Raw genomic sequence first — 24,738 nt, 5'->3', positions numbered from 1 at the left:
CGCGAAACCAGGACTCCGATGCCGGGTCAGCCGAAAGGCTGGCCGGTATCAGAGAAACCCGCCTGACTGCCGCTTCCACAGCTGCGCATAGGTGCCGTCGCGCTGCAGCAGCGCGGCGTGGCTGCCCTGTTCGACGACGCGGCCGTGTTCCAGCACCACCAGCCGGTCCATGCTGGCGAGCGTGGACAGGCGATGCGCGATGGCGATCACCGTCTTGCCTTCCATCAGCCCGGCGAGCTGTTCCTGGATCGCCGCTTCCACCTCGGAATCGAGCGCGCTGGTGGCTTCGTCCAGCACCAGGATCGGCGCATCCTTCAGCAGCACGCGGGCGATCGCGATGCGCTGGCGCTGGCCGCCGGAAAGCTTCACGCCACGCTCGCCGACATGGGCGTCGTAGCCGGCGCGGCCGCGCCAGTCGGCGAGTTCGGCGATGAAGTCGTGCGCGGCGGCGCGTCGGGCTGCGGCGATGATCTCGGCTTCGGTGGCGGAGGGGCGGCCGTAGCGGATGTTGTCGCGGATGGAGCGGTGCAGCAGCGCCGTGTCCTGCGTGACGACGCCGATCGCGGCGCGAAGGCTTTCCTGCTCGACGGTCGCGATGTCCTGCCCGTCGATGGTGATGCGCCCTGCCTCCGGGGCGAAGAAGCGCAGCAGCAGGTTCATCGCCGTGGTCTTGCCTGCGCCGGAATGACCGACCAGGCCGACCCGCTCACCGGGCGCGATGGCGAGGTCGAAGCCGTTGAGCACGCCGCGTTCCTGGCCGTAGCCGAAATGCACGTCCTCGAAGCGGATCTCGCCTCGCGTCACGATCAGCGGCTTCGCACCCGGCGGGTCGGGCGCGGTGGGCGGCACGGCGATGCTGCCGGTCGCTTCCTGCACCACGCCGACATTCTCGAAGATGCCGGTGACGTTGAAGGCGACCCAGCCGGAGATGTTGGCGATCTGCCAGCCCATCGGCAGCGCGGCGGCAACCGTGCCGATGCCGATCTCGCCCTTCTGCCACAGCCAGATGGAGACGGTGCCGAGCGCGGTCAGCAGCAGCGCGTTCAGCGTGCTGAGCACCAGGCCGTTCAGCGTCACCAGGCGCATCTGGCGCTGGAAGGCGGCGGTCAGCCGGGCGATGCCGTCGCGGACGAAGGAATCCTCGTCCTCCGCGCGGGCGAAGAGCTTCACCGTGAGGATATTGGTGTAGCTGTCGACGATCCGGCCCGTCAGCAGGGATCGCGCTTCCGACGCGGCCTTCGACCGGTCGCGCATGCGCGGCACCAGGAAGCGCAGCAGGGCGATGTAGGCGGCGAACCACACCAGGACGGGAAGCGCGAGCTGCACGTCCGCCTGGGCCAGCCAGATCACCGCCGTGCTGCCATAGACGATGATGTACCAGACGGCGGTCACGCCCTGCACCACGCTCTCGCGCAACGCCGGGCCGGCCTGCATGACGCGGGTGGCGATGCGGCCGGCGAAGTCCTCCTGGAAGAAGGCCCAGCCCTGGCGGACGACGTGGAAATGGCTCTGCCAGCGGATCAGGCTGGTGACGTTCGCGCTGATGCCCTGCTGCGCGACCAGGTTCTGCGCGGTGATCATCAGCGGCCGGCCGACCAGCAGCACCGCCGCCATGCCGAGAAGTTGCGGCCAGGCTTCCGCCAGCAGCCGGTCGGGACCATGCGTGCTGAGCAGCCCGATGACGGCGCCGATGAAGATCGGGATGAGCGCGTCGAGGACGGCCACCGCCATCCCGAGCAGGAACAGCAGCACGAACAGCGCCTTCGCCTGGCGGATGAAGTACCAGTAGAAGGCGATCAGCCCGGAGGGCGGCGGTGCGGCGGGAACGTCCGTGCCGAGCAGGCGGCTGGCCGCCGTGCCGGGCGCGGCGACCGGATCGACGATGGATTCCAGGGGTAGCCGGGGCATGGCCCCAGCAACGCCTGCCGGCCGGCGCTGTCAATCGCCGGCCGGTGACGTCTGCGTGCTCAGCCGGGAAGGCCGAGCACGTTCTTCGACAGGATGTTGCGCTGGATCTCGTTCGACCCGCCATAGATCGTCGCCGGCCGCGCCTGGATGTAGAGGCCGGTCGGATTGAGGTTGCGGTTGCCTTCCATCGGCTCCAGCAGACCGGCGTTCTCGCCGGCGATCTCCAGCATGGTGTCGGTGATCCGCTGGAAGAGCTCCGTCTGGAAGACCTTCAGCATGGAGACGTCGGCGCCGAGCGTCTCCCCGCGGCGCAGCTTGTCCACGAAGACGCCGTAGAGCGACTTCAGGTCTTCCAGATCCAGACGCAGCCGCCCGTAGGTCTCCTGGAAGGCCGCATCCTCCCACACGCCCATGCGTTCGGCGAGCTGGCGCAGCCGCGTGAAGGCGTAGGCCGACAGGCGCGGCGAGCCGAGGTAGATGCGTTCGAAGGACAGCAGCGCCTTCGCCATGTCCCAGCCGCGGTTCGGCGTGCCCACCAGGTTCTTCGCCGGCACGCGGACGTTGTCGAAGAACACCTCGCAGAACTCGTCATGGTATTCGAGGTTGATGATCGGCTTCACCGTGATGCCCGGCGTCGCCATGTCCACCAGCAGGAAGGAGATGCCCTCCTGCTTCTTCGCGTTCTTGTCGGTGCGCACCAGCAGGAAGCACCAGTTGGCGTCCATCGCCAGCGTGGTCCAGATCTTCTGGCCGTTGACGATGTAGTGGTCGCCATCCAGCACCGCTTCCGTGCGCAGCGCGGCGAGGTCCGAGCCCGCATTCGGCTCGGAGTAGCCCTGGCACCAGATGTGCTCGCCCGAGAGGATCTTCGGCAGGAAGTACTCCTGCTGTTCCGGCGTGCCGTGGTTGATCAGCAGCGGGCCGACCATGACGATGCCGTGGTCGTTGGTGCGCGCGCAGCCGTAGCGCTCCACCTCCTCGGTGAAGATGATCTGCTTGGCCGGCGCGAGGCCGAGGCCGCCGAACTGGCGCGGCCAGCCGGGGCAGAGCCAGCCCTTCTCCGCCAGCTTGAAGTACCAGGGCTTGTTCTCGTCCCAGTGCAGCCGCTTGGGCGGGTTGCGCAGATCGGCGGGGTAGTTGGCCTCGATCCACTGGCGGACATGCAGGCGGAAGGCCTCGTCCTCCATCTGGTTGAGGTCCTGGGTCTCCTTCGGTGCGATGCTGACCATCGACTCAGCCTCCGAAATTCGGCTTGCGCTTCTCGAGGAAGGCCGCGCGGCCTTCCCGGAAGTCGGATGTGGTGAACAGCAGGCCCTGGAAGGTCTGCTCGTCGGCCAGCGCCTCGTCGAGGCCTTCGGCCAGGATCTTCTTCGTCAGCTCGATCGGGCCGGCGGCCTCGGCGGCGAGGAAGCGCGCCTTCTCGAGCGCCATCTCCAGCGCCTTGCCCGGCGGGGCGACGAAGTCGACCAGCCCGATGCGCTCGCCGTCCGCCGCGCCGATGACCTCATGATAGAAGAGGATGCGGCGCGCCCGGCCGATGCCGACGCGGCGCGGCAGGAAGTAGGGCAGGCCCATGTCGGACATCAGCCCGATCTTGTGGAAGCCTGCGACGAAGCGTGCATCCTCCGCCGCGACGATGGTGTCGCAGGCGCAGGCGACCGCCATGCCGGCGCCGGCGGCCCAGCCTTCCACCGCGGCGACGAGTGGCTTCGCGCCCTTGGCCATCAGCCGCACCAGCCGGTGCGTGCGGCGCATGCGCTCGCGGCCGGCCAGCGCATCGCCGACATCCATGGCGGAGATGTCGCCGCCGGCGCAGAAGGTCCCACCAGCGCCGGTGATGACGATGGCGCGCACCCCGGCATCGGCATGGGCGCGCTCGATCGCATCCTCCAGCGCCTGGCGCACGCCGAGGGCGATGGCGTTCTTGCGCTGAGGATAGTCGATGGTGAGGATCAGGACGTTGCCGTCCATCTCCTCGCGGACACGCGCGGCCTCGCTCATTCCACGTCCTCCGGCGCCAGGGCCATGAAGCGGCGGCGATGCAGGGTCGCCGATCCGTACTGGTTCGCGATCACCATGCCGCGGCGCAGGTACATGCCGACATCGTATTCGTCGGTGTAGCCGATGCCGCCGTGCAACTGGATGCATTGGCGCAGCACGAGCAATCCGCTTTCGGCCGCGCGCGCCTTGGCCTTGGAGACGGCGGCCTGGCGCACGGCGCCGGTCGCGCCGGAATCCAGCACCGCGGCCGCGCTTTCCACCGCCGCGCGCGTCAGCGCGATATGGATCTTCAGGTCCGCCGCGCGGTGCTGCAGCGACTGGAAGGTGCCGATGATGCGGCCGAACTGCTGGCGCGTCTTGAGGTAGGCCAGCGTCATCTCGAAGGCCTTCTCCATCAGGCCCAGCATGTGGCCGGCGGTGGCCAGAGCGGCTTCGTCCAGCGCCTGCTCAAGCACCGCGCCGACGTCGTCGGCGACGCGGGACGCCCGCGACAGATCGGCGCGCAGCGTGCCGACATTGCCGCCGTCCATGGTCCTTTCGAGCACGACGTCCGCGCCGGCCGCATCCAGCGCATGCAGCGCAATGCGGTTGCCCTCCCGAACCGGCAGCAGGAAGGCATCCGCCCCCGCCGCCATCGGGATGAAGACGCGCGGCGCATCGGAGGTGCCGTGGACCGCGAGCGTGTCCGCCTTCTCCTGCCAGGCGGTCAAAAGGACCTTCCCGCCTTCGAGCAGCGGGGCGAGCAGCGCCTTGTCCTCCACCGCCGCCAGCAGGCGCGCGGAGAGCATCGCCGGGATCAGCGGCTCGGGCGCCAGGCCGGCGCCGATCTCCTCGGTCAGCGCGACCGCCTCGGACATGCCGAGGCCGGCGCCGCCGGCATCCTCGGCAACCGCAAGGCCGATCCAGCCGAGCTCGCCCATCTGGGCGAAGACGCCCTTGTCGAAGCCGGGATCGGTGAAGCGCAGGGCGCGCACGCGCTTGGTATCACCGCCGCGCGGCGCGACCGCGCCCGCGCTGTCGCGGATCATGCGGATGGATTCGGATCGGTCGTCGAGTGCTTGGCTCATCGCTTCCTCAAGCAAGGTCGGGGGAGGGGAACCTCCCCCGAACCCCCTCCCTTTTCTGGCTGGGCGCCTCGCCTGCGGCGAGCCGCGGAACTTCGCGAAGGTCGGGGGAGTGACCGCCCCCCGCCTTCCTTCACTGCGTGTGCAGCACCGCGCCGCTGGCGGCCTGCGCCTGCTCCAGCGTCACGCCGGGCGCGAGGTCCACCACCACGAAGCCCTTCTCCGGCACGATCTCGAAGACGCCGAGATTGGTGTAGACGCGCTTCACGGCGCGCGGCGTCGTCAGTGGATAGGCGCAGGCCTCGACCAGCTTCGGGCGGCCGTCCTTGGTCGTGTGTTCCATGATCACCCACAGGCGCTTCGCCCCGGCGCCGAGGTCCATCGCGCCGCCCACCGCCGGCGCGGTGTCGTTCTCGCTTGTCGCCCAGTTTGCGATGTCGCCGTTCTGCGCGACCTCGAAGGCGCCGAGCACGCAGAGGTCGATATGCCCGCCGCGGATCATCGCGAAGCTGTCCGCATGGTGGCAGTAGGACCCGCCGGGCCGCAGCGTCACCGGCTGCTTGCCGGCATTCACCAGCCAGGGGTCGATCTTGTCCTTCGCCGGCGCGGGACCCATGCCGAGGATGCCGTTCTCGGAATGGAAGATCACCTCGCGGTCCAGCGGCACGTAGTCGCCGACCATGGTCGGGATGCCGATGCCGAGATTGACGTACCAGCCTTCCGGGATGTCCTGCGCCAGGCGCGCGGCCATGCCCTTGCGGTCGAAGCCTTGCATGTGTCCCTCCTGTGTCCCGGGCATCCGAGCCACGCCTCCGGATGCTCGGGCCTGCAGCCCTCCATCCTCCGGCAATTGGATGCCCATCCTCTTGCTCGACGCTTACGCCCAGTCGGGCCCGCGATCCACCTGGATCACGCGGTGCACGAAGATGCCCGGCGTGTGCACGTTCTCCGGCACCAGTTCGCCCAGCTCGCGCAGGTGCGAGACCTGCGCAATGGTCAGATCCGCCGCCATGGCCATGACCGGGTTGAAGTTCCGGCCGGAGGCCCGGTAGGTCAGGTTGCCCCAGCGGTCGCCTTCCCAGGCTTCGACCAGCGCGACGTCGCCCTTCAGCGCGTGCTCCATCACGTAGCGGCGGCCGTTGAACTCCCGCTCCTCCTTGCCGTGCGCGAGGATCGTGCCGACCGAGGTCGCGGTGAAGAAGGCCGGCACGCCGGCGCCGGCGGCGCGCATGCGCTCCGCCATGGTGCCCTGCGGCACGATCTCGAGCTCGAGCTTGCCGGCGCGGTAGAGGTCCTCGAACACCACCGAACCGGCGCTGCGCGGGAAGGAGCAGATGATCTTCCTGACGCGGCCGAGTTCCATCAGCTTCGCCAGGCCCACGCGGCCCGTGCCGGCGTTGTTGGCGACGCAGGTGAGGTCCTTCGCCCCCTGCTCGATCAGCGCCTCGATCAGCTGGTCCGGCTGGCCGACGGCGCCGAAGCCGCCGATCAGCACGGTCGAGCCGTCCCTGATGCCTGCCATGGCGTCGGCCATGGATTGAACGATCTTGTTGATCACGTGGCTCAGTCTCCCTTGCCGCGCATGGCGGCATTCAGTTCAGCCCCGGGCGGCACGGCGGCGAGGCGCGGCAGGTCGCCGGCCAGCATCGCCCGCGTCATCTCGATGGTATGCGCATAGGCGGCGCGCGCCAGCAGCCCACCAGCACTGACACGCCGCACGCCGATGGCAGCCAGCGCATCCATCGGCACGAAGCCCGCACGCGGCCCCGCCAGCACGTTCACCGGCTTCGGCGCGACCGCCGCCACCGCCTTCGCGATGGCATCCATGTCCGGCAGGAAGGGCGCATAGAGGCAATCCGCCCCGACCTCGGCGAACGCCACCAGACGGCGGATCGTGTCGTCCAGGTCCGGCCGGCCGTTCAGGAAGTTCTCCGCCCGCGCGGTCAGGATGAAGGGCCGGCCGAGCGCGCGCGCCGCCTGCACCGCGGCACGGATGCGCGCCACGGCATGGTCGAATTCGTGGATCGGGTTGGACGCGTCGCGGGTCGTGTCCTCGATGGTGCAGCCGGCGAGCCCCGCCTCGCCCGCCGCGCGCACCGTCCGCGCGCAATCCTCGGGCGACGGGCCGAAGCCGTCCTCCAGGTCCGCCGAGACCGGCAACGCCGTCGCGGCGATCAGCACCCGCGCATTGTCGAGCGATTCCGCGAGGCTCACCGCATAATCCCGGCGCCCCAACTGCCAGGCGATGCCGGCAGAGGTCGTCGCGATGGCGACCGCGCCCGCATGTTCCATGATGCGCGCGCTGCCGGCATCCCAGGCATTCGGCAGCGCGAAGCAGCCGCCCTCATGCAGGGCCGCGAAGCGCGCCGCCCGTTCGGCGGCGCTCATGGCACCCCCGCATGGCGGAACAGCCCGTTGCTCACCACCACCTTGTCGCGCTCCACCACGCGCGCGCGGAAGGCCGCACCGCCTTCCTCGTGCCAGATCTCCGTGCGGATCGTCTCGCCGGGAAACACCGGGGATGAGAAGCGCAGATCCATGCGTCCGAAGCGCGCGGGATCATACCCGCACAACGCCTTCATCAGCGCGTGGCAGACCACGCCGAAGGTGCACAGCCCATGCAGGATCGGCTGCTTGAAGCCGGCCTTGGCGGCGACCTCGGGATCGATATGCAGAGGGTTGTGGTCGCCGTTCAGGCGATAGACGATCGCCTGCTCCGGCCGCGTCAGCAGGTCCACCGTCAGGTCGGGGGTGCCGCCCGGCTCCGGGTGCGGCTTCTTCACAGGGCCTTCCGGGCCACCGAAGCCGCCATCGCCGCGGGCGAAGGTGGTGCCTTCCAGTGTGGCGAGCTTCTCGCCCGTCCTCGCGTCCAGCACGACGCGCTCGTTGTAGAGCAGCGCGCCCTTGCTCGGGCCGCGATCGATGATCTCGCTGATGCGCGACCTGCCAATGATCTCCCCGTCCACCGGCAGCGGCTTGTGCAGGATGACGGATTGCTCGCCGTGCAGCACCTGCGTCCAGTCCACGCCCGTGTCGGGGTTGCGCAGCCAGAAGCCGGGATAGCCGAGCACATTGGCCATCGACGGCATGGCCTTCAGCCGCGGCTCATACAGGAAGTCGAGCTGCTTCTGATCCATCGGGTCCTGCCCGAGGCCGATGGAGAAATTGTACAGCGCCGTGTCCTGCCAGCGGATGGTCTGGCGGATCTCCGGGATCGGGTAGTTGAGCAGGTGCTCGTAGTTGATGGCCATCAGTGCGTTTCCTCCACCTCGATCACGGCGTCGGCGGCGAAGGCGCCCTGGCCTTCCGGCAGCACGAGCAGCGGGTTCACGTCCACCGACAGCAGGCGGTCGCCCGCACCGGCGGCGAAGCGCGACAGCGCGGCGAGCGCACCCGCCAGCGCCTTCACATCCGCCTTCGGCCGCCCGCGCGCGCCATCGAGCAGCGGGAAGCCCTTCAGCGAGCGGACCATCTTCTCCGCCTCCGCCTCGCTGAACGGGCAGCGGCGGAAGGAGACGTCCTTCAGGATCTCGATGAAGACGCCGCCGAGGCCGACCATCGCCACCGGCCCGAAGACCGGATCGCGCGCGACGCCGAGCGCCATCTCCACCGCGCCCTTGATCTGCTTCGCGATCAGCACGCCCTCGATGCGCGCCCCGGGCGCGCGTTCGGCGGCGCGCGCCAGCAGCGTCGCATGCGCCTCGCGCACCGCATCCGCATTGGCGAGGTCGAGGATGACACCGCCGATCTCGCTCTTGTGCAGGATGTCGGGCGAGAGGATCTTCCCCACCACCGGGTAGCCGAAGGAATCCGCCGCGGCGACGGCTTCCGCGACGGATGCGCAGGCCTTCTCCGGCACTGCCGGCACGCCGGCCTGCGCCAGGATGCGCTTGCCCTCGGCCTCGGTCGGCGTCGTCGCCGGCAACGTGACCTCCGGCACCGGGATCTCCTCCGCCGGCGGCGCGGCGAAGGCGGCGCCGAAGCGGCCCATCGCCTCGATCGCCGCGACGGCGCGCGTCGGGTCCTCGAACACGAGATACCCGTCCTCCTCGTAGCCCTTCACCTTGTCGGCCGAGGCGATGACGGAGAGCACCCAGAGCCGGTCGGAGAACTTCTCGCGCGCCTTCTTCAGGTACGGCCGCAGCTTCGGCGCCATGGTGGTGGACCCGCCCGTCTGGGTCAGGAACACCATCATCGAAGCGTAGCCGCCGGCCTCGGCGGTGGTCTCGAGGAAGTGCTCGAACATCTCGGTCTGGTTCACCGCCTGGGCGGTGCAGTCCACCGGGTTGCGTGGCGCGGAGAAGGAGATCAGCGACTTCAGCTTCGCCTGCGCATCGTCCGGCATCGGCGGCATCGGGATGCCGGCGGCTTCCGCCGCATCCGAGATCAGCACGCCCGCGCCGCCGCTGACGGTGATGACGCCGAGGCTGTTCCTCGCGGGGTAGATTCGCCGTGACGCCGCATAGGCGATGTCGAGCATCTGTTCCGTCGTGCCCGCGCGCACCACGCCGAACTCGTCCAGCACCGCCTGGGTGATGGTGTCGTCGCCGGCGATCGAGGCGGTATGCGACTTCGCCGCATGGCCGCCGAGCTCGGAGCGCCCGACCTTCATCATCACCACCGGCTTGCGGTTGCGCCGCGCCAGGTCGAGCGCGGCGATGAAGCGATCGCTCTCGCGGATGCCTTCCGCATAGGCGCAGATCACCTCGACCTCCGGCGCCTGGGCCATCCAGCCGATGACCTCGCCGAGCGAGACGTCGCTCTCATTGCCGGTGGTGACGCAGACCGTGGTGCCGAGCCCGCGCGCGCGGGAGACCGCGAAGACATGCGTGCCATAGGCCCCAGACTGCGAGGCGATGCCGATATTCCCCCTGATCGGCCAGCCCTGCTCGAAGGAGGTCGAGAACATCGGGTAGAAGCCGACCGCGGCGTTGAACAGGCCGAGGCAGTTCGGCCCCAGGATGCGCATGCCATGCCCGCGCGCCGCGGCGACCAGCCGGTCCTGCATGGCGGCGCCGGCCTCATCCACCTCGGCGAAGCCGGCGGTGAAGACGATCGCCGCGCGGCAGCCCTTGGCGCCGAGGTCGGCCACGGCCTGCACCGCCGCTTCCCCCGGCACCGCCACGATGGCGACGTCCGGCACCGAGGGCAGGGCGGAGACGGAGGCGAAGGCCGGCAGCCCCTGCACCTTCGGCCGATTCGGGTTCACCGGCAGGATCGTGCCGGCGAACCCCTGGTCCATCATGTAGGCGATCGGCCGTCCGCCGATGCGCGTCGCGTCATCCGAGGCACCGACGACGGCGACGGAACGTGGCCGGACCATGGCATCGAGGGCAGCGAATCTCGACTCGGACAATGATGGTCGTACCGGACTGCCATCGATGGGCATGGACTTTCCTCCGCTAAGTTGGGCCGCAGGGTGGCCGCCGGAGGACAGGCCGGCAAGAGGGGCAGTCCCGCGCAAATGCACATGGGCCCCTGCGTGGCACGCGGACATGGGAAGGGCCGCGACCCTGCGGCCGCGGCCCTCCGAAAAATCAACCGATCAGCGAATTCAGGCGTCTGGTGCGACCACCGTGCAGGCGCCGCGCGTGCGCAGGCGATTGCAGGCCTGCTCGGCGGCCGAGCGCGTCAGCCCGGTCACCCGCGCGCGGTAGAGCGTCGTCCCGCCCTGCCGTACCGGCGTCACGGAGGTGCGGGTGCCCATGGAGGCAACGGTGTCGCGCGCCTGGTTGGCCGTGGTGCGGGCCAGGTTTTCCGAGGCGAAGGCGCCGACCTGCACCGACCAGCGATTGCCGCCCGACTGGGTTGGGGGGGCGGCAGCCGGCGCCGCGGCGGGCGCCGCCTGGGGCTGGGGCGGCGGGATCGGCATGCCGCGCGGCAGCGTGCCGGCCTGCGCAGTGCCGACCAGGCCGAAGCCACGGAAGGGCGAGGCGGACGGGGCGCGACGTTCCGGCGCGGCGAGGGCGCTTGCGACCACGGCCGGCGCGCGGCTGGGCGGCGCCTCCTCGGCCTCCTGCTGGGCGCGCTCGATCTCCGATTGCCGCGCGGCCTCGGCCAGGGCGGCGCGGGCGCTCGCCGTCAGGGTCGGGTTCTCGATGCCCTGCATGTGGACCGGGGTCGCGGCCGGCGGCGGGGCCGGGATCGCGACCGGGGCGAGGCTCGCCACCTGGACGCGCGGCGCGGCGGGCGGCGGCGGGGGTGGGGCCGCCGAGGCGATCTGGACGGCGGCCTGCGCCTGGCGCTGTTCGCGCAGCGCGAGCGCGGTGGTGCCGGTGATCTGGCGCGGGCCGGCCGGGATGTAGGTGCCGATATCCGCCGCGGCATAGACTTCCGCCGGGGCGCGCCGGGTCGGATGGGTGCCCTCGATGCGCGGCCCGATGCGCGCGACGTAGTTGCGCGTCTCATTGGGCAGGCCGCGGCCACCCCAGAGGTAGTCCTCGAGGCGGCGCGGGCCGGCATTGTAGGCAGCGAGGAAGGCGGGCGAGCCGTAGAGCTCGTACATCTCCCGCAGGTAGGCCGCGCCGGCCTGGATGCTGTCGTAGGGGTGGTACGGATCGGGGCCGAGATTGTAGCGCGCCTGAAGTTCCCGGTAGGTCCCGGGCATCACCTGCATCAGGCCCATGGCTCCGGCATGCGACGTCGCATTGGCGCGCCCGCCGCTTTCCTGGCGCATCACCTCGCGGATCCAGCGCTCCGGAATGTCGAAGCGGCGGGAGGCGTCGCGAATCCATGGACCCCATGGATCGCTCGGCGGGCCTGGCGGAGAGGTGCTGTCCGGCCTGTTGTAATAGGGGCCGTTGCCGGCCGTGCGCTGCGCGCTCTGCGAGCAGGCCGCCAGCAGCGCCATCAAGCCGGCAGCCATGATGGCCCTGGCACCGCCCTTGCGAGATCCGGTCATTCCCCCTGGTCTCCATCGGGCCCGTCCCGGAGCCTGCCCCCCTAAGCGGTGGTCCGGATCCCCTTCCGTCCCACCCAGGCTGCCCCGACCCACAGGCGTGTCGAGCAATAAACTGAAATGTTGCGTAGGCTAGGCGGAGGCGCCGGGTCAAGTCTTGCGCGAAGCCCACAGCATGTGGGGTTCTTGCAACGCGACCGGCTCCACGGCTAGCCGTGTCGCATCCTATTGTGGCCATGGCGCGGCACGCTGATGCGCCGACAGCCCGTTCTGCCGCGGGCGAACCTGGGGAGACTGGTAGCATGCTCGACGTCCGTCGCTTCGCGCCGATCTGCGCTGTCCTTGCGCTCGGCGCGGGGCTTTCCGCCTGTGCCCCGGCCGGCAACAGCACGGTGGACCGGTATGCGTTGGGCACCTCCGGCTATGTCTCCCATGGGACCATCGTCGGCATGCGGCCGGTCGCGGTGCAGGGCACGCGCAGCGGTATCGGCGCCGGCACGGGCGCGGTCGCGGGCGGCGTCCTCGGCAGCACGATCGGCGGCGACTGGCGTGCGCGGGCGGTGGGCGGCGTCATCGGCGCGCTCGCCGGCGGCGTGGCCGGCGCGGCAATCGAGGAAGGTGTTACGCGCGGCGATGCCATGGAATTCATCATTCGCGACGACAGCGGAGCCACCCGTTCGGTCATCCAGACCAACGAACTCGGCCTGACGGTGGGCGACCGTGTGACCATCACCCAGGGCGACCGCGTGCGCCTGTCCCGCGCCGCGGGCGGCGCCGCGCCGGTCGGCTACGGGGCCGCCTATGGCGGCGGCTACGGCGGCGGCCCGGTGGACGCGCGCGGCGGGAAGTAGCCCCGCGCCCTTCCGGCCGGGCCAGGAGGCGTGTAGAAGCCCGCGCCTATGCTGCACCCCCCAAGCCCCGTCCGCGCTTACGATGCCAGCAATCCGCGCCGGCGAGAGCGCGCGCTGGAGGACCTCGCGACCGGATTCGCGCGCTGGCGCTTGGCCTGGGCGCTGGCGCGCGGCGACATCACCCACCGCTACCGGGGCTCCGTGCTCGGGCCCCTTTGGCTGACGATCTCGACCGCGGTGATGCTCGCCTCGCTCGGCTTCCTCTATGCCAAGCTGTTCGGCATGGAGGTGGGCGACTACCTGCCCTGGCTCGCGGCCAGCCTGATCATCTGGGGCATGATCGCGCAGGTCACCACCGACGCGACGGCCTGCCTGACCTCGGTCGAGGGCGTCATCCGCCAGATGCCGCTGCCTTATACGGTGCACGCGCTGCGGGTGGTGTTCCGCAATGCGGTGATCGCGGCGCACAATCTCCCGCTCATCGCCGTGGTCTTCGCGATCTACGGCGTCGCGCCGGGCTGGGGCGTTCTGCTCGCGCTGCCCGGCCTGCTCATCATCGCGGTGGGGGGGTTCGCCTCCTCCTTCCTTCTCGGCATGCTCTGCGCGCGGTTCCGCGATATCCCGCCGATCGTCGGCTCGGTGATGCAACTCGCCTTTTTCGTCTCCCCGGTGATGTGGAAGCCCGACATGGTCGGCGAATGGGCGCCGCTGATGCCGCTCAACCCATTCTTCGCGGTGATGGAGACCGTGCGCGGTCCGCTGATGGGCGGGGCCGGAAGCCTGCTCGTCTGGGTCATGGCCGTGATCTGGACCGCACTGCTGGTCGCCGTGTCCTGGGCGCTCTTCGTGCGCTTCCGCGGCCGTATCGCATTCTGGGTCTGACGCCATGGCGCTGATCGAGGCGGCGGGCCTCGCCATCGAGTTCCCGCTCTACCACCACAATGCGCGCTCGCTGAAGCAGCGCATCCTCGCCTCGTCGCCGCTCAGGCTGCGCAAGGACGAGGACAACCGCATCGTCGTCGCGGCGCTGCGCGACCTCTCCTTCACCATCCGCAGCGGGGAGCGCGTCGCGCTGGTCGGCCCGAACGGCGCCGGCAAGACCACCCTGCTGCGCACCGTCGCCGGAATCTACGAGCCCGTCGCCGGGCAGCTTTCCGTCACGGGGGAGATCGGCTCCCTGATCGACCCGGCCGCTGGCATGGACAGCCTGCTGACGGGGCGGGAGAACGTCGTCCTGCGCGCGCTCTACCGCGGCATGACCGAGGCCGCGGGCCGCGCCCTGGCCGAGGAGGTGGCGGGTTTCGCCGGGCTAGGCGACTTCCTCGACATGCCGATCCGCGGCTATTCGGCTGGCATGAACGTCCGCCTCGCCTTCGCCATGGCGACGGCGATGACGCCCGAGATCCTGCTGATGGACGAGTGGTTCCTCGCCGGCGACGCCGAATTCATGACGAAGGCCGAGGAGAGGCTCGCGCGCCTGGTGACGGATGCCGAGATTCTGCTGATTGCGACGCACGATAACGCTATCGTACGGAAATGGTGCACGAGGGCGATTCGACTCGAGGGTGGCCGCATCACGGCGGACGGGACGGTCGCGGAGATCTTGGGGGAGGCGCCGGCGTCGGACGGCGTGGACTGAGCCGGGTGAGGAGTAGCATTTTGCGACCGACTCTGACTGAGTTGTTCCTGGCGCACGAAGGTCGCATCTCCAACAAGTGGGAGCAGTACCTGTCGATCTATGACCATGAGCTTGCCGGGTTCCGCGAAGCGGAGGAGCCTGCGCGATTGGTCGAGATCGGCGTGCAGAACGGCGGCTCGCTCGAGCTCTGGGCGAAGTTCCTGCCGCCGGGCTCCACCATTCTTGGCATCGACGTCGATCCTGAGTGCGCGAAGCTCACCTTCGAAGGCAATGTCGAGATCCTTACCGGCGACGCGACCGACCCCGCGGAGCTCGACCGCCTGCTTGGCGACCGCCAGTTCGACATCGTGATCGACGACGGTTCGCATCGGTCCCGCGACATCAGCGCGACCTTTCGCGCCTGCTTCTCCCGCGTTGCGCCCGGCGGGCTCTATCTGATCGAGGACCTCCACGCGAGCCATCGGAGTGCCTACGGCACAGGCCTCCGGGCGCCCGGAGCCGCGCTGGAGTGGCTCAAGGGGCTGGTCGACGCGGTGCATGCCGATCACCTCGAGGCGGGTGCGGCACCGGATCCGGACACGCTGTCCTTCCTGCGGTCCATGAACGGAGGGATCGCGCGCATCGCTTTCTACGATTCCGTCGCGGCGATCGAGCGCCTGCCGGCTTCGAAGGAGGCGCCCCACCGCCGGGCGTTCAGCGACCACGCCGCAGGCGGCGCGGAGCCCGCAAAGCCCTTCGCGTCGCCGGTGCCCGGCCATCAGACGGAAGTGCTGCCCTCGGCCGCGTCGGCCAAGGTCACGGGCATCGACCAGAGCTGCTGCGCTCCCGGGCCCGAGGGCACGCAGGACGAGTTGCGCCGGATGCAGGCCGAGCGCGACGCCGTGCAGGCCCAGCGCGATGCCGCGGAGGCGGAGCGTGAGACGGCGGTGATGGCGCTCCATGCCGCGGAAGTGGAGCGTGAGGTGGCAGAGGCGGCGCGCGATGCCGCGGCGGTGGAGCGTGATGCGGCAGCGGCGGAACGCGATGCCGCGCGGGCGGAGCGCGACGCCGCGCTGACGGAGCGCAACGCGGTCGCCTTCCGCCTCAGCGTCATCGAGGCCAGCACGATTTGGCGGGTGACGGCGCCGCTGCGCCGTGCGATCGGGCACGTGCCGGCCCTGCGCACCCTGTTCCGCCGCGCTGCGCGCCTGGGCTGGTGGACCGCCACCGGCCAGTTGCCGGCCCGCCTGCGTGAACGCCGTGCCATTCAGGCGCGTGCGGCCGCCGTCGTCGGTGAGGTGGAAAGCGCACGGGAGCCTGTCCTCCTGCTGCCGTTCAGCGTGCAGCCGGAGATCGCGACGCCGCAATTCCGCATCGCTGTCCTGCTGCACGCATTCCACCTCGACCAGGCCGAGGAGTTCAGCCGGCGCCTCGGGGCCATTCCCGTGCCCTTCTCGCTCTGCATCTCGACCGACACCGAGGAGAAGGCGGAAGCCCTGCGGCGGCACTTCGCCTCCGGCCCGGCGGCGCGGCTCGATGTGCGGGTGATGCCGAACCGCGGCCGCGACATCGCGCCGAAGATCGTCGGCTTCCACGACGTGCACGCGGAACACGACCTGGTGCTGCACCTGCACACCAAGGCCTCGACCCATGACCCGCGCCTTGCTCCGTGGCGGGGCTTCATCCTCGATGGCCTGCTCGGCTCCACCGCGTCGGTCGGCTCGATCCTGGAGGCCTTCGCGCGCCTGCCGCGGCTCGGCATGGTGGCGCCGCGCAACTTCCCCGTCATACGTCCCTACATGGGCTGGGACGTGAACTTCCTGCCCGCGCGCAGGCTTGCGGCGCGCATGGGGATCGCGCTGGCGCCTGACAGTCCGCTCGACTTCCCGGCGGGGTCGATGTTCTGGGCGCGCAGCGCGGCGCTGGCGCCACTGCTCGAGGCCGGCCTCACCGTCGAGGACTTCGCCGAGGAAGGGGCGCAGACCGACGGCACGCTCGCCCATGCGGTCGAGCGGCTGTACTTCTACGCTTGCGAGAAGGCCGGCTTCCGCTGGGTGCATGCCGGATCGGACAAGGCGATCGCGCCGCCCGAACGGGCCCTTCATGTGGCGACGCAGGCCGATCTCGAATGGGCGGTTTCCGACCAGATGCCCGCGCTGCTCCTGCCGGGGCGGCGGCCGCGCCCGACCCCGGACGCGCTGGCCGGGAAGGAGGAGGCGCTGAAGCAGGCCTTCCGCACGCAATGCGCGGCCGATCTCTCCGCCTTCCTGGTGGACGGTTCCCGCCTCGTGTTTCCCACGCGGGCCGCGCCGCGCGTCAGCGTCATCCTGGTGCTGTTCAACCAGGCGGAGTTCACCTTCCACTGCCTGCAATCCCTGCTGCGCGAGGCGGAGGCCGGCATCGAGGTCATCATCCTCGACAATGGCTCGACCGACGCGACCGGCGCACTGCTCGACCGGCTGGACGGCGTGCGCGTCATCCGCAGCCCCGAGAACCTGCACTTCCTGCGCGGCGTGAACCGTGCCGCCCAGGATGCGCAGGGCGAGCACATCCTGCTGCTCAACAACGACACGCGCGTCGCACCGGGCGCCATCGCCGCCGCCGTGGCACGGCTTGATGCGGAGCCCGACCTCGGCGCTGTCGGCGGCCCGATCGTGCTGCTCGACGGCACGCTGCAGGAAGCGGGCAGCATCATCTTCCGCGACGGCGCCTGCATGGGCTACGGGCGCGGGCGCGATCCCGGCGAGGCCGAATTCCAGTTCCGACGCGATGTGGACTATTGCTCCGGCGCCTTCCTCATGGTGCGGCGATCGCTGTTCGAGCGCCTCGGCGGCTTCGACGAGGCCTTCGCGCCGGCTTACTACGAGGAGACCGACCTCTGCATGCGCATCCGCGCCGCGGGCTTCCGCGTCGGCTACGAGCCGAAGGCGCGCATCACCCATGTCGAATTCGGCAGCTCCGCCTCCTCGCAGACCGCGCTGGCGCTGCAGGCGCGACACCGGGACATCTTCGTGCAACGCCATCGCGCCGCGCTGGAGGCGGGGCACCTGCCGCCGACCGCGCCGGCGGTGGCGGCGCGGCTGCGCCCCGGCGGGGCGGGCCGCGTTCTCGTGATCGACGACCGCGTCCCCTTTCCGGCACTCGGCGCCGGCTATCCGCGGGCCGCACGCATCCTGCGCGAGATGGCCGGCGGCGGGTGGTCGGCCACGCTCTATCCGATGGTGGTGCCGACCTTCTCCTGCGAGGCCGCCTATGAGGTGCTGCCGCCCACCATCGAGATCGCCGTGGGCGCTGGCGCCACGGGGCTCGCGTCCTTCCTGCGCGCCCGCACGGGATGTTACGATGCCGTCTTCGTCAGCCGCCCCCACAACATGGCGGCCTATGCGCGCGCCATCCGGGAGGCGCCGGACTTCGCCGCGCGCACGCCGCTGCTCTACGACGCCGAGGCGATCTTCGCCGGCCGCGACGCGATGCGCGCGGCGCTCGGCGGCCAGCCGGCGGGCGCGGCCTCCAGGGCCATGGCCAGGGAGATCGCGTTGTCCGCAGGGGCGCGGATCGTGCTCGCGGTGACCGAGACGGAGGCGCGCAAGTTCCGCGCCGGCGGGCGCTCGGATTCGCGGGTGCTCGGCCATGCGCTGATGCCGAACCCCGTCGACGGCGGGCCGGAAGGCCGCCACGACATCCTTTTCGTCGGCGCGCTCGACGAGGATGATTCGCCCAACACGGATTCGCTCGTATGGTTCGTGCAGGAGGTGATGCCGCGGCTCGACGCGCGGATCGGGACCGACTGGGTGCTGAAGGTGGTCGGACGCAGCGGCGCGGCGCGCGTGCGCATGCTGGCCTCGCCGCGGGTGCAACTGCTCGGCCGCGTCGAGGACCTGACCCGCCTCTATTCTGAATGCCGCCTGTTCGTCGCACCGACGCGCTACGCCGCCGGCATACCGATGAAGGTTCACGAGGCCGCCTCGGTCGGCATTCCGGTGGTGGCGACGAACCTGCTTGCGGGGCAGCTTGGATGGAGCAACGAAGCGCAGCTTCTCGCGGCCGATTCGCCGGAAGAGTTCGCTGCCGCCTGCGAGCGCCTGTGGCGCGACGACGCGCTCTGGATCCGGCTGCGCGAGGCGGGCCTGGCCGCCGTCGCCGAGGATTGCAGCCCCGAGCGTTTCCGCGCCACGCTGCTCGACGCGCTGCGCGATGTCGCTGGCCGCACCGGCTTCGTCGTGCCGACAGCCGTTCAGGGCTGAGGCCTCGGACCGGTCATGGGGATCCGGGATGCGGTGATGCGCATGTGGCGCTGGCCCGTGGCCGGGCTGAGGCGCATCGCTGCGGGTGCGCGGGCGGCGCTGCGGCGCGCGCCGTGGCTGCGCGCGGCGCTGGGGCCGGCGCTGCCGGCGCTGCGTGGCTTCGGCAGCGCATTGCCGAGGATCGGATACGGCGACTGGATCGCCGCGCATGACGCGCCGAGCGAGCGCGACCGCGCCCGCCTCCGGGCCGAGATCGCCACCTGGGATGCACCACCGCTGCTTTCGGTCGTCATGCCTGCCTACGATACGGCCGATGCGCTGTTGCGCGCCGCCATCGCCTCCGTTCAGGCGCAGCTCTACCCGCATTGGGAACTCTGCATCGCCGACGATGCCTCCCCGTCACCGCATGTCGCCCGTACGCTGGCCGAACTCGCCGCGGCCGATCCGCGCATCCGCTGGGTGCGGCGGGACGTCAACGGCAACATCAGCGCCGCGAGCAACACCGCGCTTGCCCTCGCGAAGGGGGAGTGGGTGGTTCTGATGGACCATGACGACCTGCTGCCGGAAACGGCGCTGTTCCGCGTCGCCGCGGAAATCCGGCGCCACCCGGAGGCAGCGGTCATCTACTCCGACGAGGACAAGGTCGATGAGCGCGGCCGGCGCTCGGATCCGTACTTCAAGGCGGATTTCGACCCCGACCTGCTGCTGGTGCAGAACATGGTCGGCCACCTCGGCGCCTACCGGCGCGAGTTGCTGGAGCGCATCGGCGGCTTCCGCCTGGGTTTCGAGGGCAGCCAGGACCACGACCTGGCATTGCGGGCCGTGGGCGCTGCCGGAACGAAGGCGGTGCGGCACATCCCCCGCGTGCTGTACCATTGGCGCCAGGGCGCTGCCGCTTCCTCCTCCTCGGAGTGCCGGGTGGAGCGCTGCGCGAATGCGGCGCGGCGCGCCATCACCGACGCGCTCGCGGCCGCCGGATCGCCGGCGCAGGTCGTGCCGAATCCGTTGCTCCGCGTCTGCCACCGCATCATGTACCCGCTGCCCGATCCCCCCCCCCTGGTCAGCGTGATCGTGCCGACGCGGGATCGTGGCGAGTTGCTCGGGGCGTGCCTGGACGGCCTGCTGCACCGGACCGACTACCCGCGGATCGAGGTCATCATCCTCGACAATGAAAGCACGGAGCCGCAGACGCTCGCGCTGCTCGACCGGCTGCGCGAGGATCCGCGGGTACGCATCCTCGGCGTGCCGGGTGCCTTCAACTACTCGCGTCTGAACAATCTCGCCGTGACCGAGGCGCGGGGCGAGGTCCTGCTGCTGCTCAACAACGACATCGAGGTGATCGAGCCGGGCTGGCTGCGCGAGATGGTCTCCCAGGCGATGCGTCCGGAGATCGGGGCGGTGGGCGCAAAGCTGCTCTACCCCGACGATACCGTGCAGCACGCCGGCGTGCTGCTCGGCACCGGATGGCCCGGAGGCGTGGCGGGGTATTGCTATCCGCATGCGCGTCGTGACGACCCGGGGCCCTTTGGCCTGCTCGCCGTGACGCGCACCGTCTCCGCGGTGACAGGCGCCTGCCTCGCCGTGCGGCGCGCGCTCTACGAGGAGGTCGGCGGACTGGACGAGGAGGATCTGAAGGTCGCCTACAACGATGTCGATTTCTGCCTGCGCCTGCGCGCGCGGGGGTACCGCAACCTCTGGACGCCGTTCGCGCTGCTCTATCACAAGGAGTCCGCGTCGCGCGGCGACGACCAGCGCGGCGCGAAGGCGGCGCGTTTCCGGAGCGAGACGGCGGTCATGCGCGCCCGCTGGGGCGAGGCGCTGGACCAGGATCCGTGCTGGAATCCGAATCTCTCGCTGCTTACCGGCTGGCCGGACCTTGCGGAGCCGCCGCGCGTTCCGCGATGGTGACCGTTCCGCCACTCACCGATCTCGACTTCCGGGATCCCGGCCTTGCGCGCTGGCGCCATGGCATGGCGGCCGGGCGACGGCTGGGGGCGACGCTCGCGGGATGGGGCCGCTTCGCGCGCCGCGCCTGCGATCTGGCGGTCGACCAGGCGCAGGCCTTCGTGCTGGACCGGCTCGATGCGCGGCGGCCGCAGCCGGACCCGATCCTGCGCATGGAGGAGGGCGAGGATCCCGTGCCGGGAGCCCGCTCCGTTGCGGTCTATGTGCAGTTCAGCCGAGATGGCGCACTCACCGCCATGGTGCGGCGGCAACTCGCGACCTTTCGCCAGCTTGGCTTCGCGGTGGTGGTCGTCTCCAACAGCCCGGCCTTTCCCGAGCACTCCTGGCAGGAGGCGCGCCGCACCGCCGCGCTGGTGGTGCACCGGCGCAATCGCGGGCTGGATTTCGGCGCCTGGAAGGATCTGGTGCCGGAAGCCCGCGCGCGGTGGCCGGCGATGACCGAACTGCTGCTGGTCAATGACAGTGTCATGGGCCCGATCCGGCCGCTGGAACCCGTTCTCGCCGCCATGCGGGCCGGCGGACCGGGCTTCTACGGCATGCTCGAGAGCATCCAGGGCGGTCCGCACATGCAGTCCTGGTTCCTGCTGGCGCAGGGTACGAAAGCCGTGGGCGACCTCGCCGCCTTCCTCGACGCCATGCGGCTGAGCCGGTCGAAATGGACCATCGTGCAGCGCGGCGAGCTTCGCCTCGCGCGCGCGATGCGGGAAGCCGGCAACCGCGTCGCCGCCGTGTTCTCCTATGCCGGGCTGGTGGAGATCGCGCTGCGCGACCCGGCCGAGCGTGCCTATCTCGACCGTGCGCTGCCCGGCCTGCTCGAGGGCGATGACCCCGCCGCGCTGCGCGAAGTGCTGATGCAGAGGCCGCTCAACCCCTCGCAGCATCTCTGGCGCGTGCTCGCCGGACCGGCCGGCTGTCCCTTCATCAAGACCGAGCTCGCCCGGCGCAATCCCGGCCGCCTGCCGGAAGTCGAGACCTGGCCTGCGCTGGTCCCGTCGGACTCACCCGTTCCGGTGGCGGAGCTCGAGGCGCATCTCGCGGCGCTCGGACCCTGACGCGTCAGCCAGGCGCCGCTGCGACGAAGCCGTCCACCACCGCGCCAAGGCCGGGCTCCTCCGCTTCCTCATAGGCGTAGCGCGCTCGGATGACGGGCTTCGTCAGCCCCTCCAGCGCGGCGGGCGTACCGGAGACGACCAGTTCCGCTTCCGATCGCGCGATGGTCTCGGCGAGCGCCGCGCGCTGTGCCGCGTCGTAGCCCATCGCCGGCAGCACCCGGCCGAGATGCGGGAAGGCCGCGAAGACCGCCGCGATCGCCGGGCTGGCCGAGCGGCGCGGATCGACGATCTCCGCGACGCCTGCTGCGAGCGCGGCGGCGTGGCCGGCGCCGGTCGCCATGCCGCCATGCGTCAGCGTCGGCCCGTCCTCGACCACCAGCACGCGCTTGCCGCGCACGGCACCGGGATCGTCGAGGGTGACACGCGACGCGCCGCGCACCAGCACGGCGTCCGGGTTCATCCTGCGCGTCGCCGCGATGACGCTGGCGATGTCGTCCTCCAGCGCCGCGTTCGATTTCGCCACGAGCACGACATCCGCCATGCGCAGCACTCCCTCGCCCGGGTGGTAGGCGGATTCATGGCCGGGGCGCAGCGGGTCGACGAGCGTGATCAGCAGATCCGGACGCAGGAAGGGGAAGTCGTTGTTGCCGCCCTCCCACAGCAGGATGTCGGACTCCGCCTGCGCGCTGGCGAGGATGGCCGCGTAGTCGACGCCTGCGTAGACCACCTGGCCGGCGGCGATGTGCGGCTCGTATTCCTCGCGCTCCTCGATCGTGCAGTCGGCGGCGTCGAGGTCCTCGCGGGAGGCGAAGCGCTGCACGGCCTGCCGCGCGAGGTCGCCATAGGGCATCGGGTGCCGCAGCACGCCGACGCGCAGGCCCCGCGCGCGCAGGCGCGCCGCGATCCAGCGCGTCACCTGGGACTTGCCGCAGCCGGTACGCACGGCGCAGACCGCGATGACCGGCTTCGCCGCGGCCAGCATGGTGCGCTTCGGTCCGAGCAGCGCGAAATCCGCGCCGCCCGCCAAGGCGATGGAGGCAAGGTGCATCACATGCGCGTGCGTGACATCGCTGTACGCGAAGACCACCTCGTCGATCGCCTCCTCACGGAGCAGGCGGGGCAGGTCCGCCTCCTCGCGGATCGGGATGCCGGCGGGGTAGAGCGCGCCGGCGAGCGATGCCGGATAGGCGCGGCCGGCGATGTTCGGGATCTGCGCCGCGGTGAAGGCGACGACCTGATGCGCGGCATCGTCGCGGAAGGCGGTGTTGAAGACATGGAAGTCGCGCCCCGCCGCCCCGAGGATGACGATGCGCCGCCGCTGTCCTGTCCTGCCTTCGGTCATGCGCAACCCCTGTTCGTCATCGGCTGTCAACAGCGCGCCGCGCGGGCGGCGTCAAGCGCGTCCGCCCCTGCCGGCATCCTGCGCGGCGTGCTATCGGCCGCCTCAGGCACAAATCCGTGACAGGAACGAACGGGATGGGTGGGACACTCGCAGGAAAGATCGCGCTGGTGACGGGCGCGGGGAAGAACATCGGGCGGGCGATCGCCTTCTCCCTCGCGCGGGACGGCGCGACCGTGGTGGTGAACGGCCGTTCCGACGCCGCGGCGATCGAAGCCGTGGCGCAGGAGATCCGGGCCATGGGCGGGCAGGCACAGGCGGCGCTTGCCGATGTTTCGGATCCGCAGGCGGTGGCCGGCATGATGGAGGGCATCCGCGGCGGCCTCGGCGGCCTCGACATTCTGGTGAGCAATGCCGGCCTGCGGCGCCAGACGCCCTTCCTGGAGATGAGCCTGGCGGAATGGCGGGAGATCCTCTCGGTCGCGCTCGACGGCGCCTTCATCCTGACCCGGGCGGCGGCGCCGCTGATGATCGCGCGCGGCGGCGGCTCGATCATCGGGTTGTCCGGCATCTCGACGCATGTCGGCACGCCGAACCGGGCGCATGTCTCGGCGTCCAAGGCGGGGCTCGAAGGCCTGATGCGCGCGCTGGCGGTGGAACTGGCGCCGCATGGCATCCGCGCCAACTGCGTCGCGCCCGGCGCGGTGGACACGGCACGCGGCGCAAGCGCTGGCGCCATGCCGACGAGCCTCGGCCGGGGGGAGGGCATCCCGCTGCGCCGCAAGGCGAGCGTCGAGGAGATCGCCGCCGTGGTCCGCATGCTGGCGGGGCCGGAGGGCGGCTATGTCACCGGCCAGACCATCCATGTGAACGGCGGCGTCTTCCTGACCTGAGGCCGCAGGGTGGGGCGGCGCCCGGCCGCCCCTTCCGCACCGGGCGATGTTGCGGTGCGTCAAGTGGGATGCGAGTATCCCAGTTTGGTGAGGGGTGACGCATGCTGCCGACGCTGGTTGGACTGGATCATCTCGTTGTCGCCGTGCGCGACCTCGATGCCGCGGCGGAGGCGTGGGGTGCGCTCGGCTTCACGCTGTCGCCGCCGGGGCTGCACAGCGCGCATATCGGCAGCGCCAACTACACGATGATGTTCGGTGAGGACTACCTCGAGCTCCTCGGTGTCGTGACGCCGACGCCGCACAACCAGGCGCTGCGTGACTTCGTGGCGATGCGCGAAGGGCTCGACCGCGCCGCCTTCACCACCACGGACGCCGCGGCGGGCGCGGAGGCGTTGCGTGCGCGCGGCGTGGACGCCGTCGGCCCGGTCGATTTCGGCCGCCCCGTGGCGCTGCCGGACGGCACCGAGACCGAGGCGCGCTTCACCGTCTTCCGCTGGCCGACCTCCGCGCGGGTGGGCGGGCTCGGCATCTTCGCCTGCCAGCACCACACGCGGGATGCGGTGTGGGTGCCCTCGCTGCAGGCGCATGCCAATGGCGTGACGCGCATCAAGCGCCTGCTGGTGGCGAGCGATGATCCGGAGGGCTCCGCCGCCGGCCTGGCCGCCGCGATCGAGGCCGCCGTGCGGCAGGAAGGCGAGTTCCGCATCGTCGCGACCGGTGCCGGGCGCGGCGAGATCGCTTTCGCGCCGCGCGCGGCGATCGCCCGCCTGGCCGGCTGCGCCGAGGATGCGCTGCCGCGGGAAGGCGGCGCGGCCATGGTCCTCGGCACCCCCAAGCCCCGTCCCACCGGCTTCGCCACCGGCGTCGCCGTGATCTTCGAAGCCCCCTGATCCGATCGGCAGGAG

General features: G+C 70.8%; 19 protein-coding genes. 8 read left to right on the top strand and 11 right to left on the bottom strand.

Annotated features, from left to right (window positions below):
* Nucleotides 1-48: 48 nt before the first annotated feature.
* From GXW74_RS03515 to GXW74_RS03470, 10 genes are all read right to left on the bottom strand, one after another.
* Nucleotides 49-1,908, bottom strand: coding sequence for an ABC transporter ATP-binding protein (locus GXW74_RS03515; protein WP_211844891.1), 1,860 nt, complete (start codon nt 1,906-1,908; stop codon nt 49-51).
* A 59-nt stretch (nt 1,909-1,967) separates the two neighbouring features.
* On the bottom strand, nt 1,968-3,137 hold the full coding sequence (locus GXW74_RS03510; RefSeq protein ID WP_211844890.1) for an acyl-CoA dehydrogenase family protein: 1,170 nt from the start codon (nt 3,135-3,137) through the stop codon (nt 1,968-1,970).
* 4 nt (nt 3,138-3,141) lie between these two features.
* On the bottom strand, nt 3,142-3,909 hold the full coding sequence (locus GXW74_RS03505) for an enoyl-CoA hydratase/isomerase family protein (RefSeq protein ID WP_211844889.1): 768 nt from the start codon (nt 3,907-3,909) through the stop codon (nt 3,142-3,144).
* Entirely contained in the window at nt 3,906-4,976 is a 1,071-nt protein-coding gene (locus GXW74_RS03500) for an acyl-CoA dehydrogenase family protein (protein ID WP_211844888.1), read from the bottom strand. Before GXW74_RS03500 ends, GXW74_RS03505 begins: the two co-directional genes overlap by 4 nt.
* 130 nt (nt 4,977-5,106) lie before the next feature.
* Nucleotides 5,107-5,748 (bottom strand): 3-oxoacid CoA-transferase subunit B, encoded by a 642-nt coding sequence (locus tag GXW74_RS03495; protein ID WP_211844887.1) that lies wholly within the window; start codon nt 5,746-5,748, stop codon nt 5,107-5,109.
* Nucleotides 5,749-5,850: 102 nt separating this feature from the next.
* Complete coding sequence (locus GXW74_RS03490; protein ID WP_211844886.1) at nt 5,851-6,531, bottom strand: 3-oxoacid CoA-transferase subunit A; 681 nt, start codon at nt 6,529-6,531, stop codon at nt 5,851-5,853.
* A gap of 5 nt (nt 6,532-6,536) precedes the next feature.
* Complete coding sequence (locus tag GXW74_RS03485; protein ID WP_211844885.1) at nt 6,537-7,361, bottom strand: isocitrate lyase/PEP mutase family protein; 825 nt, start codon at nt 7,359-7,361, stop codon at nt 6,537-6,539.
* Entirely contained in the window at nt 7,358-8,224 is an 867-nt protein-coding gene (locus tag GXW74_RS03480) for a MaoC family dehydratase (protein WP_211844884.1), read from the bottom strand. The genes GXW74_RS03485 and GXW74_RS03480 overlap by 4 nt, the downstream gene beginning before the upstream one ends.
* The gene (locus GXW74_RS03475) at nt 8,224-10,296 is read right to left on the bottom strand and encodes an acetate--CoA ligase family protein (protein WP_246522807.1); all 2,073 of its coding nucleotides are present in this window, start codon (nt 10,294-10,296) and stop codon (nt 8,224-8,226) included. The genes GXW74_RS03480 and GXW74_RS03475 overlap by 1 nt, the downstream gene beginning before the upstream one ends.
* Before the next feature lie 231 nt (nt 10,297-10,527).
* A complete protein-coding gene (locus tag GXW74_RS03470; RefSeq protein WP_211844882.1) occupies nt 10,528-11,874 on the bottom strand; it encodes a lytic transglycosylase domain-containing protein in 1,347 nt (448 codons plus the stop codon).
* Nucleotides 11,875-12,173: 299 nt separating this feature from the next.
* Here GXW74_RS03470 and GXW74_RS03465 point away from each other — a divergent pair, with 299 nt between their 5' ends.
* From GXW74_RS03465 to GXW74_RS03440, 6 genes are read left to right on the top strand one after another with little or no spacing between them, the layout of a single operon-like run.
* A complete protein-coding gene (locus GXW74_RS03465; RefSeq protein ID WP_211844881.1) occupies nt 12,174-12,722 on the top strand; it encodes an outer membrane lipoprotein in 549 nt (182 codons plus the stop codon).
* A 48-nt stretch (nt 12,723-12,770) separates the two neighbouring features.
* Nucleotides 12,771-13,604 (top strand): ABC transporter permease, encoded by an 834-nt coding sequence (locus tag GXW74_RS03460; RefSeq protein WP_211844880.1) that lies wholly within the window; start codon nt 12,771-12,773, stop codon nt 13,602-13,604.
* A gap of 4 nt (nt 13,605-13,608) precedes the next feature.
* Nucleotides 13,609-14,361, top strand: a complete 753-nt coding sequence (locus GXW74_RS03455) for an ABC transporter ATP-binding protein (protein ID WP_211844879.1) — start codon at nt 13,609-13,611, stop codon at nt 14,359-14,361.
* 20 nt (nt 14,362-14,381) lie between these two features.
* Nucleotides 14,382-18,584, top strand: a complete 4,203-nt coding sequence (locus tag GXW74_RS03450; protein WP_211844878.1) for a rhamnan synthesis F family protein — start codon at nt 14,382-14,384, stop codon at nt 18,582-18,584.
* Nucleotides 18,585-18,626: 42 nt separating this feature from the next.
* Nucleotides 18,627-20,492: a glycosyltransferase family 2 protein gene (locus tag GXW74_RS03445; RefSeq protein ID WP_211844877.1), complete on the top strand. Its 1,866-nt coding sequence runs from the start codon at nt 18,627-18,629 to the stop codon at nt 20,490-20,492.
* A complete protein-coding gene (locus tag GXW74_RS03440; protein WP_211844876.1) occupies nt 20,489-21,601 on the top strand; it encodes a rhamnan synthesis F family protein in 1,113 nt (370 codons plus the stop codon). Before GXW74_RS03445 ends, GXW74_RS03440 begins: the two co-directional genes overlap by 4 nt.
* A gap of 4 nt (nt 21,602-21,605) precedes the next feature.
* Here the strand turns inward: GXW74_RS03440 and GXW74_RS03435 are convergent, their stop codons facing one another.
* Nucleotides 21,606-22,943: a cyclic 2,3-diphosphoglycerate synthase gene (locus tag GXW74_RS03435; protein ID WP_211844875.1), complete on the bottom strand. Its 1,338-nt coding sequence runs from the start codon at nt 22,941-22,943 to the stop codon at nt 21,606-21,608.
* A gap of 134 nt (nt 22,944-23,077) precedes the next feature.
* On the opposite strand from GXW74_RS03435, the gene GXW74_RS03430 reads away from it, so the two are divergent.
* Both GXW74_RS03430 and GXW74_RS03425 read left to right on the top strand, forming a co-directional pair.
* A complete protein-coding gene (locus tag GXW74_RS03430) occupies nt 23,078-23,833 on the top strand; it encodes an SDR family NAD(P)-dependent oxidoreductase (protein ID WP_211844874.1) in 756 nt (251 codons plus the stop codon).
* Nucleotides 23,834-23,934: 101 nt separating this feature from the next.
* Nucleotides 23,935-24,723: a VOC family protein gene (locus GXW74_RS03425; RefSeq protein WP_211844873.1), complete on the top strand. Its 789-nt coding sequence runs from the start codon at nt 23,935-23,937 to the stop codon at nt 24,721-24,723.
* Nucleotides 24,724-24,738 lie beyond the last annotated feature (15 nt).

The sequence above is a fragment of the Neoroseomonas eburnea genome, from assembly GCF_018129005.1.
In the GTDB taxonomy this organism is placed as follows: domain Bacteria; phylum Pseudomonadota; class Alphaproteobacteria; order Acetobacterales; family Acetobacteraceae; genus Neoroseomonas; species Neoroseomonas eburnea.
Note: the sequence above shows the minus strand (reverse complement) of the source record. Positions and strands in the feature narration are given on the sequence as shown.

Bases quoted from the DNA above. Each gene is read 5' to 3' on its own strand.
- GXW74_RS03515 (WP_211844891.1), bottom strand. From the start codon at position 1,908: ATGCCCCGGCTACCCCTGGAATCCATCGTCGATCCGGTCGCCGCGCCC.
- GXW74_RS03510 (WP_211844890.1), bottom strand. From the start codon at position 3,137: ATGGTCAGCATCGCACCGAAGGAGACCCAGGACCTCAACCAGATGGAG.
- GXW74_RS03505 (WP_211844889.1), bottom strand. From the start codon at position 3,909: ATGAGCGAGGCCGCGCGTGTCCGCGAGGAGATGGACGGCAACGTCCTG.
- GXW74_RS03500 (WP_211844888.1), bottom strand. From the start codon at position 4,976: ATGAGCCAAGCACTCGACGACCGATCCGAATCCATCCGCATGATCCGC.
- GXW74_RS03495 (WP_211844887.1), bottom strand. From the start codon at position 5,748: ATGCAAGGCTTCGACCGCAAGGGCATGGCCGCGCGCCTGGCGCAGGAC.
- GXW74_RS03485 (WP_211844885.1), bottom strand. From the start codon at position 7,361: ATGAGCGCCGCCGAACGGGCGGCGCGCTTCGCGGCCCTGCATGAGGGC.
- GXW74_RS03480 (WP_211844884.1), bottom strand. From the start codon at position 8,224: ATGGCCATCAACTACGAGCACCTGCTCAACTACCCGATCCCGGAGATC.
- GXW74_RS03475 (WP_246522807.1), bottom strand. From the start codon at position 10,296: ATGGTCCGGCCACGTTCCGTCGCCGTCGTCGGTGCCTCGGATGACGCG.
- GXW74_RS03470 (WP_211844882.1), bottom strand. From the start codon at position 11,874: ATGACCGGATCTCGCAAGGGCGGTGCCAGGGCCATCATGGCTGCCGGC.
- GXW74_RS03465 (WP_211844881.1), top strand. From the start codon at position 12,174: ATGCTCGACGTCCGTCGCTTCGCGCCGATCTGCGCTGTCCTTGCGCTC.
- GXW74_RS03460 (WP_211844880.1), top strand. From the start codon at position 12,771: ATGCTGCACCCCCCAAGCCCCGTCCGCGCTTACGATGCCAGCAATCCG.
- GXW74_RS03455 (WP_211844879.1), top strand. From the start codon at position 13,609: ATGGCGCTGATCGAGGCGGCGGGCCTCGCCATCGAGTTCCCGCTCTAC.
- GXW74_RS03445 (WP_211844877.1), top strand. From the start codon at position 18,627: ATGTGGCGCTGGCCCGTGGCCGGGCTGAGGCGCATCGCTGCGGGTGCG.
- GXW74_RS03435 (WP_211844875.1), bottom strand. From the start codon at position 22,943: ATGACCGAAGGCAGGACAGGACAGCGGCGGCGCATCGTCATCCTCGGG.
- GXW74_RS03430 (WP_211844874.1), top strand. From the start codon at position 23,078: ATGGGTGGGACACTCGCAGGAAAGATCGCGCTGGTGACGGGCGCGGGG.
- GXW74_RS03425 (WP_211844873.1), top strand. From the start codon at position 23,935: ATGCTGCCGACGCTGGTTGGACTGGATCATCTCGTTGTCGCCGTGCGC.